Annotated in this window: 12 protein-coding genes and 4 tRNA genes; 3 read left to right on the top strand and 13 right to left on the bottom strand. The window is 56.9% G+C overall.

Features of this window, described 5'->3' with window-relative positions:
• Window positions 1-1,041, top strand: coding sequence for an AraC family transcriptional regulator (locus tag AABM52_RS10230; RefSeq protein ID WP_347911631.1), 1,041 nt, complete (start codon window positions 1-3; stop codon window positions 1,039-1,041).
• Window positions 1,042-1,387: 346 nt separating this feature from the next.
• Here AABM52_RS10230 and AABM52_RS10225 read toward each other — a convergent pair whose 3' ends face one another.
• From AABM52_RS10225 to AABM52_RS10175, 11 genes are all read right to left on the bottom strand, one after another.
• The gene (locus tag AABM52_RS10225; protein ID WP_347911630.1) at window positions 1,388-2,227 is read right to left on the bottom strand and encodes a DUF2242 domain-containing protein; all 840 of its coding nucleotides are present in this window, start codon (window positions 2,225-2,227) and stop codon (window positions 1,388-1,390) included.
• A gap of 204 nt (window positions 2,228-2,431) precedes the next feature.
• The gene (locus tag AABM52_RS10220) at window positions 2,432-4,303 is read right to left on the bottom strand and encodes a SurA N-terminal domain-containing protein (RefSeq protein ID WP_347911629.1); all 1,872 of its coding nucleotides are present in this window, start codon (window positions 4,301-4,303) and stop codon (window positions 2,432-2,434) included.
• Between the two features lie 233 nt (window positions 4,304-4,536).
• Entirely contained in the window at window positions 4,537-4,809 is a 273-nt protein-coding gene (locus AABM52_RS10215) for an HU family DNA-binding protein (RefSeq protein ID WP_002552737.1), read from the bottom strand.
• A 150-nt stretch (window positions 4,810-4,959) separates the two neighbouring features.
• Window positions 4,960-7,356, bottom strand: coding sequence for an endopeptidase La (lon, locus tag AABM52_RS10210; RefSeq protein ID WP_347911628.1), 2,397 nt, complete (start codon window positions 7,354-7,356; stop codon window positions 4,960-4,962).
• Between the two features lie 160 nt (window positions 7,357-7,516).
• Window positions 7,517-8,800: an ATP-dependent Clp protease ATP-binding subunit ClpX gene (gene clpX, locus AABM52_RS10205; RefSeq protein WP_008048848.1), complete on the bottom strand. Its 1,284-nt coding sequence runs from the start codon at window positions 8,798-8,800 to the stop codon at window positions 7,517-7,519.
• A gap of 112 nt (window positions 8,801-8,912) precedes the next feature.
• Complete coding sequence (gene clpP / locus AABM52_RS10200) at window positions 8,913-9,548, bottom strand: ATP-dependent Clp endopeptidase proteolytic subunit ClpP (RefSeq protein WP_015094302.1); 636 nt, start codon at window positions 9,546-9,548, stop codon at window positions 8,913-8,915.
• Window positions 9,549-9,641: 93 nt separating this feature from the next.
• On the bottom strand, window positions 9,642-10,952 hold the full coding sequence (gene tig, locus AABM52_RS10195) for a trigger factor (RefSeq protein WP_347911627.1): 1,311 nt from the start codon (window positions 10,950-10,952) through the stop codon (window positions 9,642-9,644).
• 386 nt (window positions 10,953-11,338) lie between these two features.
• Window positions 11,339-11,414: transfer RNA gene (locus tag AABM52_RS10190), tRNA-His, on the bottom strand.
• A gap of 78 nt (window positions 11,415-11,492) precedes the next feature.
• Window positions 11,493-11,577, bottom strand: a tRNA-Leu gene (locus AABM52_RS10185).
• 56 nt (window positions 11,578-11,633) lie between these two features.
• Window positions 11,634-11,709: transfer RNA gene (locus tag AABM52_RS10180), tRNA-His, on the bottom strand.
• Between the two features lie 32 nt (window positions 11,710-11,741).
• Window positions 11,742-11,818 (bottom strand) — tRNA-Arg (locus AABM52_RS10175).
• Window positions 11,819-12,092: 274 nt separating this feature from the next.
• Between AABM52_RS10175 and folD the strand changes: the two genes are divergently transcribed.
• Both folD and pbpG read left to right on the top strand, forming a co-directional pair.
• Window positions 12,093-12,947, top strand: a complete 855-nt coding sequence (gene folD / locus AABM52_RS10170) for a bifunctional methylenetetrahydrofolate dehydrogenase/methenyltetrahydrofolate cyclohydrolase FolD (protein WP_007977124.1) — start codon at window positions 12,093-12,095, stop codon at window positions 12,945-12,947.
• Window positions 12,948-13,184: 237 nt separating this feature from the next.
• Complete coding sequence (pbpG, locus tag AABM52_RS10165; RefSeq protein ID WP_347911626.1) at window positions 13,185-14,123, top strand: D-alanyl-D-alanine endopeptidase; 939 nt, start codon at window positions 13,185-13,187, stop codon at window positions 14,121-14,123.
• A 277-nt stretch (window positions 14,124-14,400) separates the two neighbouring features.
• Here the strand turns inward: pbpG and AABM52_RS10160 are convergent, their stop codons facing one another.
• Window positions 14,401-15,426, bottom strand: coding sequence for an IS110 family transposase (locus AABM52_RS10160; RefSeq protein ID WP_347906638.1), 1,026 nt, complete (start codon window positions 15,424-15,426; stop codon window positions 14,401-14,403).
• Between the two features lie 109 nt (window positions 15,427-15,535).
• Complete coding sequence (locus AABM52_RS10155; RefSeq protein ID WP_007977127.1) at window positions 15,536-15,751, bottom strand: hypothetical protein; 216 nt, start codon at window positions 15,749-15,751, stop codon at window positions 15,536-15,538.
• Between the last annotated feature and the right edge of the window lie 73 nt (window positions 15,752-15,824).

The following is a 15,824-nucleotide window of genomic DNA, read 5'->3' as shown; positions in this document are numbered from 1 at the left end:
ATGAATCCACAGCCGATGCGCCTGGGCGATCTGTCGGTGGGCTTTGTTCATAGCCTGGCCGATGCCGTGCGCAGTCATGGGGTCGATCCGCAGCCGCTGCTCGATCAATACGGCCTCGATGCCGCGCGCCTGAGCGAAGCCGGTGCCCGGTTGTCGATACCGCGCTACATGCGCCTGGGCCACAGCGCCATTCAACTGACCGAAAACCCGGCCCTTGGCTTGCGCATGGGTCAGCTCAGTCGCCTGAGCCAGGCCGGCCTCGCAGGGGTCACCGCCGCCCAGGCGCCGACGGTACGAGAAGCCGCGCGCTGCCTGATTCGATTCGAAGCCTTGTACGGCTCCAATTATCGGGGTCAATCAAGCTTTCACGAAGACGCCCAGGGCGCGTGGCTGCGCTTCTATTCGATCAGCCCCTATAACGCCTACAACCGCTTTGTGGTGGATTCGATCATCGCCGGCTGGTTGCAGCAATTATCCAGTGTCAGCCCTGCCCCGCTTCGCGCCGAACGCATCGAGATCGAATTCGAGGAGCCCGATTACCGCACGGCCTATGACGTGTTGGGTGATTGTCCGATTCTGTTTGGCGGCGAGCGCAATCAGCTGCGCTTGAGCCTGGCAAGTCTCGCCCAGCGCAACCCCGAGCATTGCCCGAGCACCTGGCGGCATTTGCTGCAACTGTGTGAGCGGGAACTGGAACAACTGACACGCACCCGCAGCCTGCGTGAACGCATCATCGCGCTGCTGGGACCCTTGCTCAATGGTGGCCGGGAGCCCGACCTGCAGGAGGTGGCGGCACGCCTGAAGCTGCCCACCTGGACTTTGCGCCGCAAACTCGCCGATGAGGGCACACAATTTCGTGCGATTCTCAACGACACCCGTCGCGACCTGGCCATGACTTACATACGCGACACCGAACTGGCGTTCGGCGAGATCGCCTACCTGCTGGGCTTTGCCTCAGCCGAAGCGTTTCAACGCGCATTCAAACGCTGGAACGGACAGACACCCGGCGAATTTCGCCGCAGCCATCGCCAATCCGCCTGATACCTACAACTCGGTAGCGTCTTCCGCCGGCTCCACTGGGTCCAGTTCGAAAGCTTGGTACTCGAGCAGTTCTTCTTGATAATCGTCCATTTTTGAATCCCCCAATCCGCACTAAAAAAACATCTGAATAAATGACCAACACCCTGAGCTTAAAGTGCCCGCGTGAAAGAAAAATGACGCGGACACGACACTCTGTCGCTACTGAATAAAACGTAGCAGTTGGTCAGGAATTTATCATTGGTTTTTTTCGCGCAAGGCCGCAGAACAGCGGACCTTGTTGATGAGGGTCAATCTTTGCGCCCGCTACGGGATCGTTGATCGTTGGCCGATCCCGTAGCGCGATCGATCACTGGCCAGAGACAGGAATCGCCTGAATCGGCTCGCTCGGCGGTGGTATGTCCGTCGGGTTTGTCGGTGGCGTGATGGTTCCTGCCGAAGGTGCCGGTTCTGAGTTCTGAACCGGGGTAATCGGTGCTGCTTCAGGCGGCGGGGCAACCGGCTCGGAGGCCGCTGGAACCGCTTCCACGGGTGCAGGCGCAGCAGGCTGTGCAGCGGGAGCCGCTGCCGGGGCAGGTGCCAGCGGTGCCGGTGCCACCGTGGCTTCAGGCATGCCCAGGTCCGTTTTCGGCTTTTCGGGGATATGCGCAGCCTTTTTCGCTTCCGGCGGCAGGAACAGTTCGACCAGTGCGAAGAAACGCTCATAGAACTTGGCAGACGATACGGTTTCGCTGGCGACCTTGACCATCGAGTCATCGGAGGAGCCGATCGGCATCGACACCGAGCCCAACACACCCACACCGAGACTGGCGGAGTTGTTGGTCTTCTTCAGCGCATAACGATCCTGCAGGGCATTGGCGAATACGGTGGCGTGGTGCCCTTCGCTGCCGTCATCGGCGCAGACCACACTGAAGCTGATCTCCATGTGATTCTCGCCGGTCTGCTGGAAGCTCTTGTGACCGCTGACCAGCTTCGGATCGTTGCTGGTGATGATGTAACCCTGGCTGAGCAAGGCGCGACGGGCGGCTTCACAGCTTTGGGTATCGCTGACCGGATAGTTTCGGGAAAAGGTACCGGAGTCGTCGAAATTCTCATGCTCATAGATGGCGGCCTTGTTCGATGAACAACCGGCCGCGGTGACAAGCACGGCTGCCAGCCCGACAACCCGCATGGGAAGTGATTTAAACATTGAACATCCTGAGGAAAACGGTTCGGGGCGTATTGTGCAACAGATCGATGCTTAGCGGAGCATCGATCGTGTCTTAAAACGGTTACAGGCTGATTGACCCCGGTTTTGCGCAAAAGTCACCGCAGCAAATGACGTACGGCCAAACAAAAAGACCCCGGCCTTTCGGCCGGGGTCTTTTTGTGCAGCGTCAAACCTGGTCAGGCATCAGTAACGCTTGATGTCTGCCTGGCTTTCCAACTGCTTGCGATAAGCCGCAAAGTCTTGCTGGCCGATGCGCGAAGCGAGGTAGCGACGATACTGCGCTTTCTCTTCTTCGGTCGGCGCCGCAGCTTCGTTCACGCCATTGAGGCGCACGATCATCAGGCTGCCATCCGCCAGCGTCACGCTGCTGAAGGTCGGCTTGTCCTTGGCCGCTGGCTTGGCCATGCGGAACAGTGCTTGCAGCACCGCAGGGTCGACACCTTCCTGAGCGCGAGTAGCCGCCTCGGTGACTTTCCAGGCCTGGCCGTCGACCGCCTGATCCAGCGGGGTCTTGCCGTCGCGCAGGCTGGCAATCAGGGCGTCAGCCTTGGTCTTGGCATCGGCGCTGGCGTGTTCCTTGGCCAATTGCACACGGATTGCGGCAGAGACGCTTTCCAGCGGCAATTGCGAAGGCTTCAGGTGCTCCTTGGCACGCAACACGACCACAGTTTCCGGATCGAGCTCGATGGCGGTGCTGTTCGCACCCTCATCCAGGACTTCCGGGCTGAACGCGGCCGTGATCACGGCACGATTGGCCGCAATACCCTCACCGCCTTCACGGCCGAACGGCTTGGACGTGTGGACGGTCAGTTTCAGGTCCTGCGCCGGCTGAGCCAGATCGGAGGCTTCGAACGAGGCATCTTCCAGTTGCTTGCTCGCCTCGACGAAACGCTGCTCGACCTGCTGGGTTTTCAGACCATGGGTCAGCTTGTCTTTCAGGCTGGCGAACGTCGGTACTTCTGGCGCTTCAACACCCAACAGCTTGATCAGGTGGAAACCGAAGTCGGTGCGAACCGGACCCGAGACCTGATCCTTGGCCAACGAATACAGGGCTTTCTCGAACGCCGGGTCGTAGACGCCAGGACCGGCATAACCCAGGTCACCGCCGTTGTTCGCCGAACCCGGATCCTGGGAGAACTCCTTGGCCAGCGCCTCGAATTTCTCACCCTTGGCCAGACGGGCCTGGATCTCTTCGATCTTCGCCTTGGCTTGCGCCTCGGTGGTCTTGTCGTTCACTTCAATCAGAATGTGCGCCGCCTGGCGTTGCTCGGACAGGTTCGCGATTTCTTTCTGATAGGCCGCCTGCAGGTCTTCGTCACTGACGCTGACCTGATCGAAGAAGGAAGCCTTCTTCAGCTCGAGGTAATCGATGACCACCTGATCCGGCGTCATGAATTCCTTGGCGTGCTCGTCGTAGTAAGCCTTGACCTCATCGTCGGTCAGCTTCACCGCTGCCGGGTCGGCCTTGATGTTCAGGGAGGCGAAATCGCGGGTCTGTTTTTCCAGACGGGCAAACGCCAGCACCTGTGCATCGGTCACGAAACCGCTACCGGCCAGACCGGCACGCAGCTGACCAATCAGCATTTCCTGAGCCATCAGCTGGCGGAATTGCATGCGGCTGTAGCCGAGTTGACGAATCACCTGGTCGAAACGCTCGGAGCTGAACTTGCCATCTACCTGAAAGTCAGGCGTTTGCAGGATGACCTGATCCAGAGCCGCTTCGGAAAAAGCGAATTTCGAGCTTTCTGCGCCTTGCAGCAGCAGTTTGCGATCGATCAGGCCCTTGAGAGCCGATTCGCGCAGCATTTTTTCATCCAGCAAGGAAGCATCGAAATCCTTGCCCAGCTGTTGCATGAGCTGGCGGCGTTGCATATCGACCGCCTGGCTCAGCTCGTTCTGGCTGATTTCTTCGCCATTGACCTTGGCCGCATCATTACTGTGCGACGTGGCCTTGAAGATGGCATCGAAACCGGTCAAAGCCATCAGAACAACGATGACCCCGATAATAGTCTTGGCAATCCAGCCTTGTGAATTGTCCCTGATATTCTGCAGCATGCGTCCCCCAGAAACGGTTGAACTTCAAAATTAGGCAACCGTGGAGCGTGGGTAGAGTCCGGATAGAAGAAAGGCGCATCCGAGGATGCGCCTTCTCGTAACTGGCGGAGCGGATCGAGGGCTCGAACTGGCGACCCTCGGTGTCTTGAACCGGCGACCTGCTGTCAGGACTGCCGCTCCGCTGCCAAGTCAGGCATGACCCCGACCCGGATGGGTAAAAACCTGAATCGAACTTAGTTGACAGCTTCTTTCAGTGCTTTACCGGCTTTGAAACCTGGTTTTTTGGCTGCTGCGATTTCCAGCGTCTTACCGGTCTGTGGGTTACGACCAATGCGAGCCGGACGATCAGTTACGGAGAAAGTACCGAAACCAACCAGAACAACAGAGTCGCCAGCCTTGAGAGCGCCAGTGACGGATTCGATTACAGCGTCCAGCGCACGGCCAGCAGCAGCTTTCGGGATATCAGCGGATGCAGCGATAGCATCAATCAGTTCCGACTTGTTCACTCTAAGTCCCCTTATATCTATTTGAGTATGATTCTAAGTTTTTTTGGTGAAAGCAAAAACGAGTGCTGAATGGCCTACAGACACTTAAGAGCCGCTTTATAACAAGGGCTCTAAAAAGCTGTCAAGAAAGCCCCCCAGGCAAATACGTACTTAATGCGTGCTAATTCTTTCCTTAGAATCTGCGTCGCGTTTCTCATCCTTCGCGACTATCTCCGGAGCCACATCCGGCAAGGGCTCCGGCGCGTATTGCAGCGCAATTTGCAGGACCTCGTCAATCCATTTAACCGGTTTAATCTGTAGATCCTGCTTGATATTGTCCGGAATCTCTTTGAGATCGCGCACATTCTCTTCAGGAATGATCACTGTCTTGATTCCGCCACGGTGTGCAGCCAGCAGTTTTTCTTTCAAGCCGCCAATGGCCAGGACCTGGCCACGCAACGTGATTTCGCCGGTCATGGCGACATCCGCGCGTACCGGAATGCCGGTCAATGCCGATACCAGGGCCGTGCACATGCCTACACCGGCGCTAGGGCCGTCTTTGGGAGTCGCCCCTTCTGGCATATGGATGTGCGTGTCACGCTTCTCATGGAAGTCCAGAGGGATCCCCAGGCTCTTCGCCCGGCTGCGGACAACGGTCAAGGCCGCAGTGATCGATTCGACCATCACGTCACCCAGGGAGCCGGTCTTGATCAACTGGCCCTTGCCCGGTACGACGGCCGCTTCGATGGTCAGCAGTTCGCCGCCCACCTGAGTCCACGCCAACCCGGTCACCTGACCGATCTGATCCTGCTGCTCGGCCAGGCCGTAGCGGAATTTGCGCACGCCCAGAAAGTGCTCCAGCATTTCTGCGGTGACCTTCACCGAGAAGCGTTTTTCCAGCGCATGCTCCTTGACCGCCTTGCGGCAGACCTTGGCAATCTGGCGCTCCAGCCCACGCACACCGGCTTCACGGGTGTAATAGCGGATGATGTCGCGGATCGCGTCTGCGTCAAACTCCAGCTCGCCTTTCTTCAGGCCGTTGGCCGTAATCTGCTTTGGCGAAAGGTATTTGACGGCGATGTTGATCTTCTCGTCTTCGGTGTAGCCCGGCAGACGGATCACTTCCATCCGGTCCAGCAACGCCGGCGGGATGTTCATCGAGTTCGAGGTGCACAGGAACATCACATCGGACAGGTCGTAATCGACTTCAAGATAGTGATCGTTGAAGTTGTGGTTCTGCTCCGGATCGAGCACTTCCAGCAACGCCGATGCCGGATCGCCACGCATGTCGCTGCCCATCTTGTCGATTTCATCGAGCAGGAACAGCGGGTTGCGGACACCCACTTTTGTCATCTTTTGAATCAATCTTCCTGGCATCGAACCGATGTAAGTACGGCGATGACCACGAATTTCCGCCTCGTCACGCACACCGCCGAGGGCCATGCGCACGAATTTGCGGTTGGTGGCGTGAGCAATCGACTCCGCCAGGGATGTTTTACCCACCCCTGGAGGTCCGACCAGGCACAACACCGGACCACGAATTTTTTTCACGCGCTTTTGCACGGCGAGGTATTCGAGGATGCGTTCCTTGACCTCTTCGAGGCCGTAGTGGTCGGCATCCAGAATGTCTTCTGCACGCGCCAGGTCCAGCCGTACCTTGCTCTGGGCCTTCCACGGCACCTGAACCAGCCAGTCGATGTACGAGCGCACCACGGTTGCTTCCGCGGACATCGGCGACATCTGCTTGAGCTTGTTCAGCTCGGCCGTCGCCTTGGCCAGCGCGTCTTTCGGCAGGCCGGCGGCATCGATACGCTTTTTCAGCTCTTCGACTTCGTTGTGACCTTCGTCGCTGTCGCCGAGCTCTTTCTGAATGGCCTTCATCTGCTCATTCAGGTAGTACTCGCGCTGACTGCGCTCCATTTGCTTTTTGACGCGACCACGAATGCGTTTTTCGACTTGCAGCAGGTCGATCTCGGCATCCAGCAAGGCGAGAACGTGCTCGACCCGGGCCGACAAATCGATGATTTCGAGAATTTCCTGTTTCTGTTCGATCTTCAGGGCCATGTGCGCGGCCATGGTGTCCACCAGGCGACCTGGCTCATCGATGCTGTTGAGCGACGACAGGACCTCAGCCGGGACTTTCTTGCCCAACTGCACATATTGCTCGAACTGGGACAGCAAGCTGCGAACGAACACTTCCGACTCGCGCTCAGGTGCTTCAACTTCGTCGATCAGGGAGACTTCGGCGCGGCAGTGGCCGTCCACTTCGCTGAAGCGCTCAACGGCGCCCCGCTGCTCGCCTTCGACCAGAACCTTGACCGTTCCGTCAGGTAGCTTCAGCAACTGCAGAACGGTAGCAATCGTACCAACGCGGTACAGGGCCTCTTCACCGGGATCGTCGTCAGCCGGGTTTCTCTGGGCCAGCAGAAGAATCTGCTTGTCACCCGTCATCGCAGCTTCGAGGGCTTCGATGGATTTCTCGCGCCCCACGAACAGCGGGATAACCATGTGCGGATAAACCACGACATCACGCAATGGCAGGAGAGGCAATTCGATGGTTGTCTTCATGATTTCGCCTCTACGGCGGCCATAAGGCCGTAAACAGATGGAAGTAAGCTTGAAACCAAGATGGGGGCAGCCTTCAAAAAAAACAAGCACAAAGACTGTGTAAAACGCGCAAAAAGCAAAGGGGCCCGAAGGCCCCTTCTTTAATCAAGCTGCGTGACGCTTAAGCGTCTGGCGCGGCCTTGGCGGTCGGCTCACTGTTTTCGTAGATATACAGTGGCTTGGACTTGCCTTCTATCACGCTTTCATCGATCACTACTTTGCTCACCTCCGATTGCGAGGGGATTTCATACATAGTGTCGAGCAATACACCTTCGAGAATCGAACGCAGGCCACGGGCACCGGTTTTACGCTCCAGGGCACGCTTGGCGACCGATTTCAGAGCGTCGGTCCGGAATTCCAGATCCACGCCTTCCATCTCGAACAGCTTGGCATACTGCTTGGTCAGGGCATTTTTCGGCTCGGTGAGGATCTGCATCAACGCAGCCTCGTCAAGCTCGTCCAGCGTGGCAAGTACCGGCAGACGACCGACGAATTCCGGGATCAGACCGAACTTGACCAGATCGTCAGGCTCGACTTCACGCAGGGACTCACCGACTTTCTTGCCTTCTTCCTTGCTGCGCACTTCCGCGTTGAAACCGATGCCACCCTTGGTGGAACGGTTTTGAATGACTTTCTCAAGACCAGAGAACGCGCCACCGCAGATGAACAGGATGTTACGGGTGTCGACCTGCAGGAATTCCTGCTGCGGATGCTTGCGACCACCTTGTGGCGGAACGGAAGCGACCGTGCCTTCGATCAACTTGAGCAGGGCCTGCTGCACACCTTCACCGGAAACGTCCCGGGTGATCGACGGGTTATCAGACTTGCGCGAAATCTTGTCGATTTCATCGATGTAGACAATGCCCATCTGGGCTTTTTCCACGTCGTAATCGCATTTCTGCAGCAGCTTCTGAATGATGTTCTCGACATCTTCACCCACGTAACCCGCCTCGGTGAGGGTGGTTGCGTCGGCGATGGTGAACGGAACGTTCAGCAAGCGGGCCAGTGTTTCGGCCAGCAGGGTCTTACCCGAGCCTGTCGGGCCGATCAGCAGGATGTTGCTCTTGCCGAGTTCGACGTCGTCATTCTTTTTGTCACGCTGGTTCAGGCGCTTGTAGTGGTTGTACACCGCTACGGCCAGAACCTTTTTCGCACGCTCCTGACCAATCACATACTGATCAAGGATGCCGCTGATTTCTTTAGGCGAAGGCAATTTATGCGCGCTGCTTTCGGCCTGTGCTTCCTGCACCTCCTCGCGGATGATGTCGTTGCACAGGTCGACGCACTCGTCGCAGATAAAGACCGAGGGGCCGGCAATCAATTTGCGTACTTCATGCTGGCTTTTGCCACAGAAGGAGCAATAGAGCAGCTTGCCGTTGTCCTCGCCGTTGCGGGTGTCAGTCATTCGTTCGATCCAAATCCGATAGGCTTGCAACACAAGATGAAGGCTATTGCGGGCTTTTTCAAGCCCGCTGGTGATCGGACCCGCCGACCAACCTTATTTTGAGCTGCCTGGTTTAAGCAGGACGCTGGCTGATCACTTCATCGATCAACCCGTACTCACGCGCGGCATCTGCACTCATGAAGTTGTCGCGGTTGGTATCGCGCTCGATTTCTTCGAGAGTGCGCCCGCTGTGCTTGGCCATCAGCGTGTTGAGACGCTCACGAATGAAGAGGATTTCCTTGGCATGGATTTCGATATCCGATGCCTGGCCCTGGAAACCGCCCAGTGGTTGGTGAATCATCACACGCGAGTTCGGCAGGCAGTAACGCTTGCCTTGTGCACCGGCCGTCAGCAGGAATGCGCCCATGCTGCACGCCTGACCGATACAGGTGGTCGACACGTTGGGTTTGATGAACTGCATGGTGTCGTAGATCGACATGCCAGCCGTCACCGAACCGCCCGGGGAGTTGATATAGAGATGGATGTCCTTGTCCGGGTTTTCCGCTTCAAGGAACAGCAATTGCGCACAGATCAGGTTGGCCATGTAGTCCTCTACCGGACCAACCAGAAAGATCACCCGCTCCTTGAGGAGACGCGAGTAGATGTCGTAGGCGCGCTCGCCACGAGCGGACTGCTCGACAACCATCGGGACCAGGCCGCCTGCGGCCTGGATATCAGAGTTCTGCTGAATATACGAATTACGGAACATGCTCTGCAGTCACTCCCAAATAGTTATGTCTTGAATACGCATAAGCCAGCTCGAAAGCTGGCTTATGGTGTTTGCTTCTTACCGCAAAAGTGATCAGTCGGCTTGTGGTGCTTCTACCGGCTTGACCGCTTCTTCGTAAGAGACCGATTTGTCGGTCACGCTAGCTTTCTGCAGAACAGTATCCACAACTTGCTCTTCCAGCACAACCGAGCGAACTTCGTTCAGTTGCTGGTCGTTCTTGTAGTACCAGGACACAACTTGCTCAGGCTCCTGGTAGGCCGAAGCCATTTCCTGAATCATCTCGCGTACGCGGGTTTCGTCAGGCTTCAGGTCGAACTGCTTGACCACTTCAGCCACGATCAGGCCCAGCACTACACGGCGCTTGGCTTGCTCTTCGAACAGCTCGGCCGGCAGTTGGTCAGGCTTGATGTTGCCACCGAACTGCTGAACAGCCTGCACGCGCAGACGGTCAACTTCGTTGGACAGCAGGGCCTTTGGCACTTCGATCGGGTTGGTGGTCAGCAGACCGTCCATTACCTGATTCTTGACCTTGGATTTGATCGCCTGACGCAGCTCACGCTCCATGTTCTTGCGAACTTCGGCGCGGAAGCCTTCCAGACCGGTTTCCTTGATGCCGAATTGAGCGAAGAATTCTTCGGTCAGTTCTGGCAGTTTTGGCTCGGAAACGGTGTTGACGGTCACGGTGAACTCGGCGGTTTTGCCAGCCAGGTCCAGGTTCTGATAGTCCTCTGGGAAAGTCAGGTTCAGAACGCGTTCTTCACCGGCTTTTGCGCCAACCAGGCCATCTTCGAAACCAGGGATCATGCGGCCGGAACCCAGAACCAGCTGAGTACCCTTGGCGGAACCGCCAGCGAACACTTCACCGTCAACCTTGCCGACGAAGTCAATGTTCAGCTGGTCTTCGTTTTGAGCGGCGCGATCGGCCACTTCGAAACGGGTGTTCTGCTTGCGCAGGATGTCCAGCATCTTGTCCAGATCGGCATCAGACACGTCAGCGCTCAGGCGCTCTACGGCGATACCTTCGAAACCGGCAACGGTGAACTCAGGGAACACTTCGAATACGGCTACGTATTCCAGGTCCTTGCCCGCTTCCAGGGATTTTGGCTCGATCGAAGGCTGACCAGCCGGGTTCAGCTTCTGCTCAACCACAGCTTCGTAGAAGGAAGACTGGATCACGTCGCCTACAGCTTCCTGGCGAGCGTCAGCACCGAAACGGCGCTTGATTTCGCTCATTGGCACTTTGCCTGGACGGAAGCCAGCAATCTTGGCCTTTTGGGCGGTCTGCTGCAGACGCTTGTTGACCTGGCTCTCGATGCGCTCAGCCGGCACGGTGACGCTCATGCGGCGCTCAAGAGCAGTAGTATTTTCAACAGAAACTTGCATGGATATTCCTCGTTGCACAGACGTTAGCCGGCCGTTTCCGACCCCAGAATCAAGGGCATGCATTCTAGTGGGTCAAACTCAAGAAGTCACCCTACTGAAAACGGGTAAAAACGCAGCAGGCAATTTATAGGTGCGAATGCACGAATGCACCTCGCCCCGATGGCAAATACAACCAATCACGCCAGGGCTCTGCGCCAGCCTTTCCATATATAGAGAAGGCAGCCAATCATCTCCCTGACAGCCGATCTCGCAAGCAAGGCCGGCGAGCAGGGCTGCATCATCGAGAAACATAAATACGACGAAACGCCCTGCCCCTGCGACCCGGAACCTGCGGCCGCTGAAACAAAAAAGGCGCCAGACTTTTCAATCTGGCGCCTTTCGAAATATGGGGTGGACGATGGGGATCGAACCCACGACAACGGGAGTCACAATCCCGTGCTCTACCAACTGAGCTACGCCCACCATATTGCCTGTTAAAGAAGCCAAACAAACTTCTTTATCAAGCTCCAGCCAAGCCAAGTGCCTGAGTGAAGCTTTAATTGGTGCGGATGAAGAGACTCGAACTCTTACGCCTCGCGGCGCTGGAACCTAAATCCAGTGTGTCTACCAATTCCACCACATCCGCGGGTGAAGCCTTTAAAGCAAAGGCGCCAGACTGTTAATCTGGCGCCTTTCGAAATATGGGGTGGACGATGGGGATCGAACCCACGACAACGGGAGTCACAATCCCGTGCTCTACCAACTGAGCTACGCCCACCATATCGCGCTACTTGTGCCAAAGCTGCCTAATGGCGCACCCGGCAGGACTCGAACCTGCGACCATCCGCTTAGAAGGCGGATGCTCTATCCAGCTGAGCTACGGGCGCCTTGTTAGCTGTAACCTTGGAGGACTACAAACTAAGTGCTTTCCGGTCTCGCAGAATCGTAATTCCGCTCAACCTTCCTAACCAGTGCTAGGCTGTGCCCGACAAGTGCGACGAATAGTATAGAGCCCCCCGAAGGTCGTCAAATCCTTTTTAAAAAAAATTCATTTAATTAAAGGAGTTAGGGGAATTTGCAGACCAAGCGCCTTTGCCCTCACCGCACGACATGCGAGAATGCGTTCTCTTTTTTTCCCCTCTCGATGGTTAATCACGCGCAATGACTGCACAACTTATCGACGGCAAATCGATCGCCGCCAGCCTGCGCCAGCAGATCGCCCAACGTGTCACCGAGCGTCGCCTGCAAGGCCTGCGCACGCCCGGCCTTGCGGTGATCCTGGTCGGCAGCGATCCTGCCTCTCAGGTTTATGTCTCGCACAAGCGTAAAGACTGTGAAGAGGTCGGCTTTCTATCCCAAGCCTATGACCTGCCTTCGGAAACCACTCAAGAAGCGCTGACCGAGCTGATCGATCGCCTGAACGACGATCCTGCAATCGACGGCGTCCTGCTTCAGCTTCCGCTTCCCGAACATCTGGACGCCTCCAGGCTGCTGGAACGCATCCGTCCGGATAAAGACGTCGACGGCTTCCATCCTTATAACGTCGGCCGCCTGGCCCAGCGTATCCCGCTGCTGCGCCCATGCACCCCCAAAGGCATCATGACCCTGCTGGAAAGCACCGGTGTCGACCTTTACGGGATGAATGCCGTGGTTGTCGGCGCGTCCAATATCGTAGGCCGCCCGATGGCCATGGAATTGCTGCTGGCCGGTTGCACCGTGACGGTCACCCACCGCTTTACCAAGGACCTGGCCGGCCATGTCGGCCGTGCGGACCTGGTCGTCGTCGCCGCCGGCAAACCGGGCCTGGTCAAGGGCGAATGGATCAAGGAAGGCGCGATCGTGATCGATGTCGGCATCAACCGTCAGGACGACGGCAAGCTGGTCGGTGACGTGATCTACGAAACCGCCCTGCCCCGCGCCGGCTGGATCACTCCGGTACCGGGCGGCGTAGGCCCGATGACCCGTGCCTGCCTGCTGGAAAACACCCTGTACGCCGCTGAAACCCTGCATAGCTGAGTTTCACCGCGGACGCTGACAGCGTGATGAAGAACCCCGCCCCCTGGCGGGGTTTTTTTTGCCTGCGAAACGACCTCGACCACCCGACGGAAAATGACTTTTTTTTCATGTTTCTCAGGACTTTCACCTGTTACTTGAACAACCATCGACAGTTATTCAGCCATACTCCAGAATGTCGCGCTTTTTACGAAATAGCCCGTTACAAACGGCTTATCAACACTTTATGAGTCTGCCAGCGTGAAAATCCGTCTTTCCATCCTGAGCCTATTTTTTGCAGTTACAGGGACTTTCATCACGCCAATCGCCAACGCTGACGAAACCACCGCCGCACCGCGAGATACTACACATCTCAAGCTCGCTTCCGGCAGCGCCCTGCTCATGGATCTGCAGACCAATAAAGTCATCTACGCCAGCAACCCTGACGTGGTCGTCCCCATCGCTTCGGTCAGCAAACTGATGACGGGGCTGGTGGTGGTTGAAGCCCGCCAGAACATGGACGAATACATCAACATCAACATCAGCGACACGCCAGAAATGAAAGGTGTGTACTCCCGGGTCAAGCTCAACAGCGAAATGCCGCGCCGGGAAATGCTGCTGATCGCCTTGATGTCTTCGGAAAACCGCGCCGCCGCGAGCCTGGCGCACCACTACCCGGGTGGCTACGCCGCGTTTATTGCCGCAATGAACGCCAAGGCCAAGGCGCTGGGCATGACCAACACCCACTTCGTCGAGCCAACCGGCCTGTCGCCGCGCAACGTATCCACCGCCCGCGACCTGAGCAAACTGCTGGTCGCCGCACACAAGTATCCGCTGCTGACCGAATTGAGTACCACCAAGGAAAAAACCGTCTCGTTCCGTAAACCCAATTACAGCCTGGGCTTTCGCAACACCGACCATTTGGTCGGCAAGCCGAACTGGAACATCGAGCTGACCAAAACCGGGTTTACCAACGAGGCCGGCCACTGCCTGGTGCTGGTGACACATATGGCCAATCGCCCGGTTACGCTGGTAATCCTCGACGCCTATGGCAAGTACACCCACTTTGCCGACGCCACGCGGATTCGCAACTGGGTCGAAACCGGGCACGGTGCTGACGTGCCGTCGGTGGCCCTGCAGTACAAATCGGAAAAAAACCTCAAGCAACGCCAAAGCGGCGTGATTGAAGCTTCGAAGTAATCTTGCTGCACGCATAAAAATCTATGGTCGCCCCCATTTTTGCAATACTGATTAACGGGTGGTGTGGTTGGCTTGCTTAAATCTATCCGGCGTCTGTTTGGGGCATGCCCCAGCGCCACGATGAGAATCGCGCCTGACGATCCTAAAAAGCCCATCGGCTTCTAAAGCCGATTTTTATGCCAGGATCTTCGCCAGGCCGGTAGGCCGTTCACGTCATCTGTTGTTCAGCTATCGCAAAACCTGAAGGGTGAGTCGTGGTACTGCAACAACCTCAGGGTCAGGCGTTCAAGGCGTCTGGCCCTGCTTCATATTGCGTATGGTGAGTTGCGATCGCCCAGGCGATACGCGCCAGTTTGTTAGCGAGGGCACAGGCCACGACATTCGAATGTCGTCGACTGAGCAAGGCTCGTACCCAGTCAGCCAAGGCCCCTTTCTGGTGCTCCAGCCTCTGCATATAGACCCTGGAGCATTGCACCAACAGTTGTCGCAGGTGCTTGTCACCCCGCTTGCTGATCCCCAGCAAATTTGCCTTACCGCCTGTGCTGTACTGCCTGGGCACCAGTCCCACTGAGGCGGCAAAATCGCGACTGCGCCGGTACTGCTTGGCATCGCCCATTTCCACAGCCAGCAGGCTGGCGGTGATCGGGCCGACACATGGCATGCTCAGTAAGCGACTACCCAGATCATCGTCGGCCAGTTGGCTCGCCAGCTCTTTATCCAGCGCCCTGATTTGCTCATCCAGGTAAACGAAGTGATCGTGCAGACGTTGCAGCAACACCGTCAAACGAATGGGCAATTCGTGCTCGGCCAAGACATTTGTCAAACGCTTCATGATTGCCAGGCCTCTGGGCAGGCTGACGCCAAATTCCAGTAGAAAACCGTGCATCTGATTAGCCGTTTTTGTGCGGTCATGCACCAACGATTCGCGCATCCGATGCAGAACAGACAGGGTTTGCTGGGACTCGGTTTTAGGCGTCACAAAGCGCATAGATGGACGGGAAGCCGCTTCACAGATCGCTTCAGCATCAACGAAATCATTTTTGTTGCCCTTGACGAAGGGCTTAACGAACTGCGGGGAAATCAGCTTGGCCGTGTGTCCCATTGCCGCTAGCTGACGAGCAACAAAATGCGCCCCCGCACAGGCTTCCATCACCACGATACAACTCGGCACGTTGCCGAAAAGCTGCATCATCTGCGTCCGAGAGAGCTTCTTGCGAAACACCTCGTGGCCTGATTTATCCTGGCCGTGAAGGTGGAAATTATGTTTACCGAGATCGATACCGATCAGTGCTGACTGGATCATGATGATGGCCTCCGAAAACAAAACACCCTGCGAAAGCGTAGCCCTCGCAGGGTGTGGGGGTGACCATCTCATTAGCCCCGAACATTCGGGGCTTTTTATCGTCGCAAAGTTAGTCATTGGGCAGCGGCATCTGGTCGTCATCCGGGATGCCGTCGCCGGTACTCGGATCTCTCCATCCCTTCGGCTTTTCAGTGGGCACCACCGTTGGCCGCGCCAAGGGATCCCTCAACGGGCTGTCGGGATCCATCACCGGATCGGTGCTTTGTTCAGGGGTTGTGGGGACAGTTTCCGGACGTTTGTCGTCGAAACTGGAATCGGTAGACATACACACCTCCATTGAACCTAAGGCTTCAGGTTACCCAGTGGATCATAGGGCTTGGCCGGAGCCTTGGGTGCCT

Origin of the sequence: Pseudomonas grandcourensis (assembly GCF_039909015.1) — a bacterium.
Classification (GTDB): domain Bacteria; phylum Pseudomonadota; class Gammaproteobacteria; order Pseudomonadales; family Pseudomonadaceae; genus Aquipseudomonas; species Aquipseudomonas grandcourensis.
The sequence above is the reverse complement of the archived record's forward strand: the minus strand, read 5'-3'. Positions and strand labels throughout refer to the sequence as shown.

Excerpts from the sequence above, each read along its gene's own strand:
- AABM52_RS10230 (WP_347911631.1), top strand. The coding sequence starts at position 1 with ATGAATCCACAGCCGATGCGCCTGGGCGATCTGTCGGTGGGCTTTGTT.
- AABM52_RS10225 (WP_347911630.1), bottom strand. The coding sequence starts at position 2,227 with ATGTTTAAATCACTTCCCATGCGGGTTGTCGGGCTGGCAGCCGTGCTT.
- AABM52_RS10220 (WP_347911629.1), bottom strand. The coding sequence starts at position 4,303 with ATGCTGCAGAATATCAGGGACAATTCACAAGGCTGGATTGCCAAGACT.
- lon (WP_347911628.1), bottom strand. The coding sequence starts at position 7,356 with ATGAAGACAACCATCGAATTGCCTCTCCTGCCATTGCGTGATGTCGTG.
- clpX (WP_008048848.1), bottom strand. The coding sequence starts at position 8,800 with ATGACTGACACCCGCAACGGCGAGGACAACGGCAAGCTGCTCTATTGC.
- clpP (WP_015094302.1), bottom strand. The coding sequence starts at position 9,548 with ATGTTCCGTAATTCGTATATTCAGCAGAACTCTGATATCCAGGCCGCA.
- tig (WP_347911627.1), bottom strand. The coding sequence starts at position 10,952 with ATGCAAGTTTCTGTTGAAAATACTACTGCTCTTGAGCGCCGCATGAGC.
- folD (WP_007977124.1), top strand. The coding sequence starts at position 12,093 with ATGACTGCACAACTTATCGACGGCAAATCGATCGCCGCCAGCCTGCGC.
- AABM52_RS10160 (WP_347906638.1), bottom strand. The coding sequence starts at position 15,426 with ATGATCCAGTCAGCACTGATCGGTATCGATCTCGGTAAACATAATTTC.
- AABM52_RS10155 (WP_007977127.1), bottom strand. The coding sequence starts at position 15,751 with ATGTCTACCGATTCCAGTTTCGACGACAAACGTCCGGAAACTGTCCCC.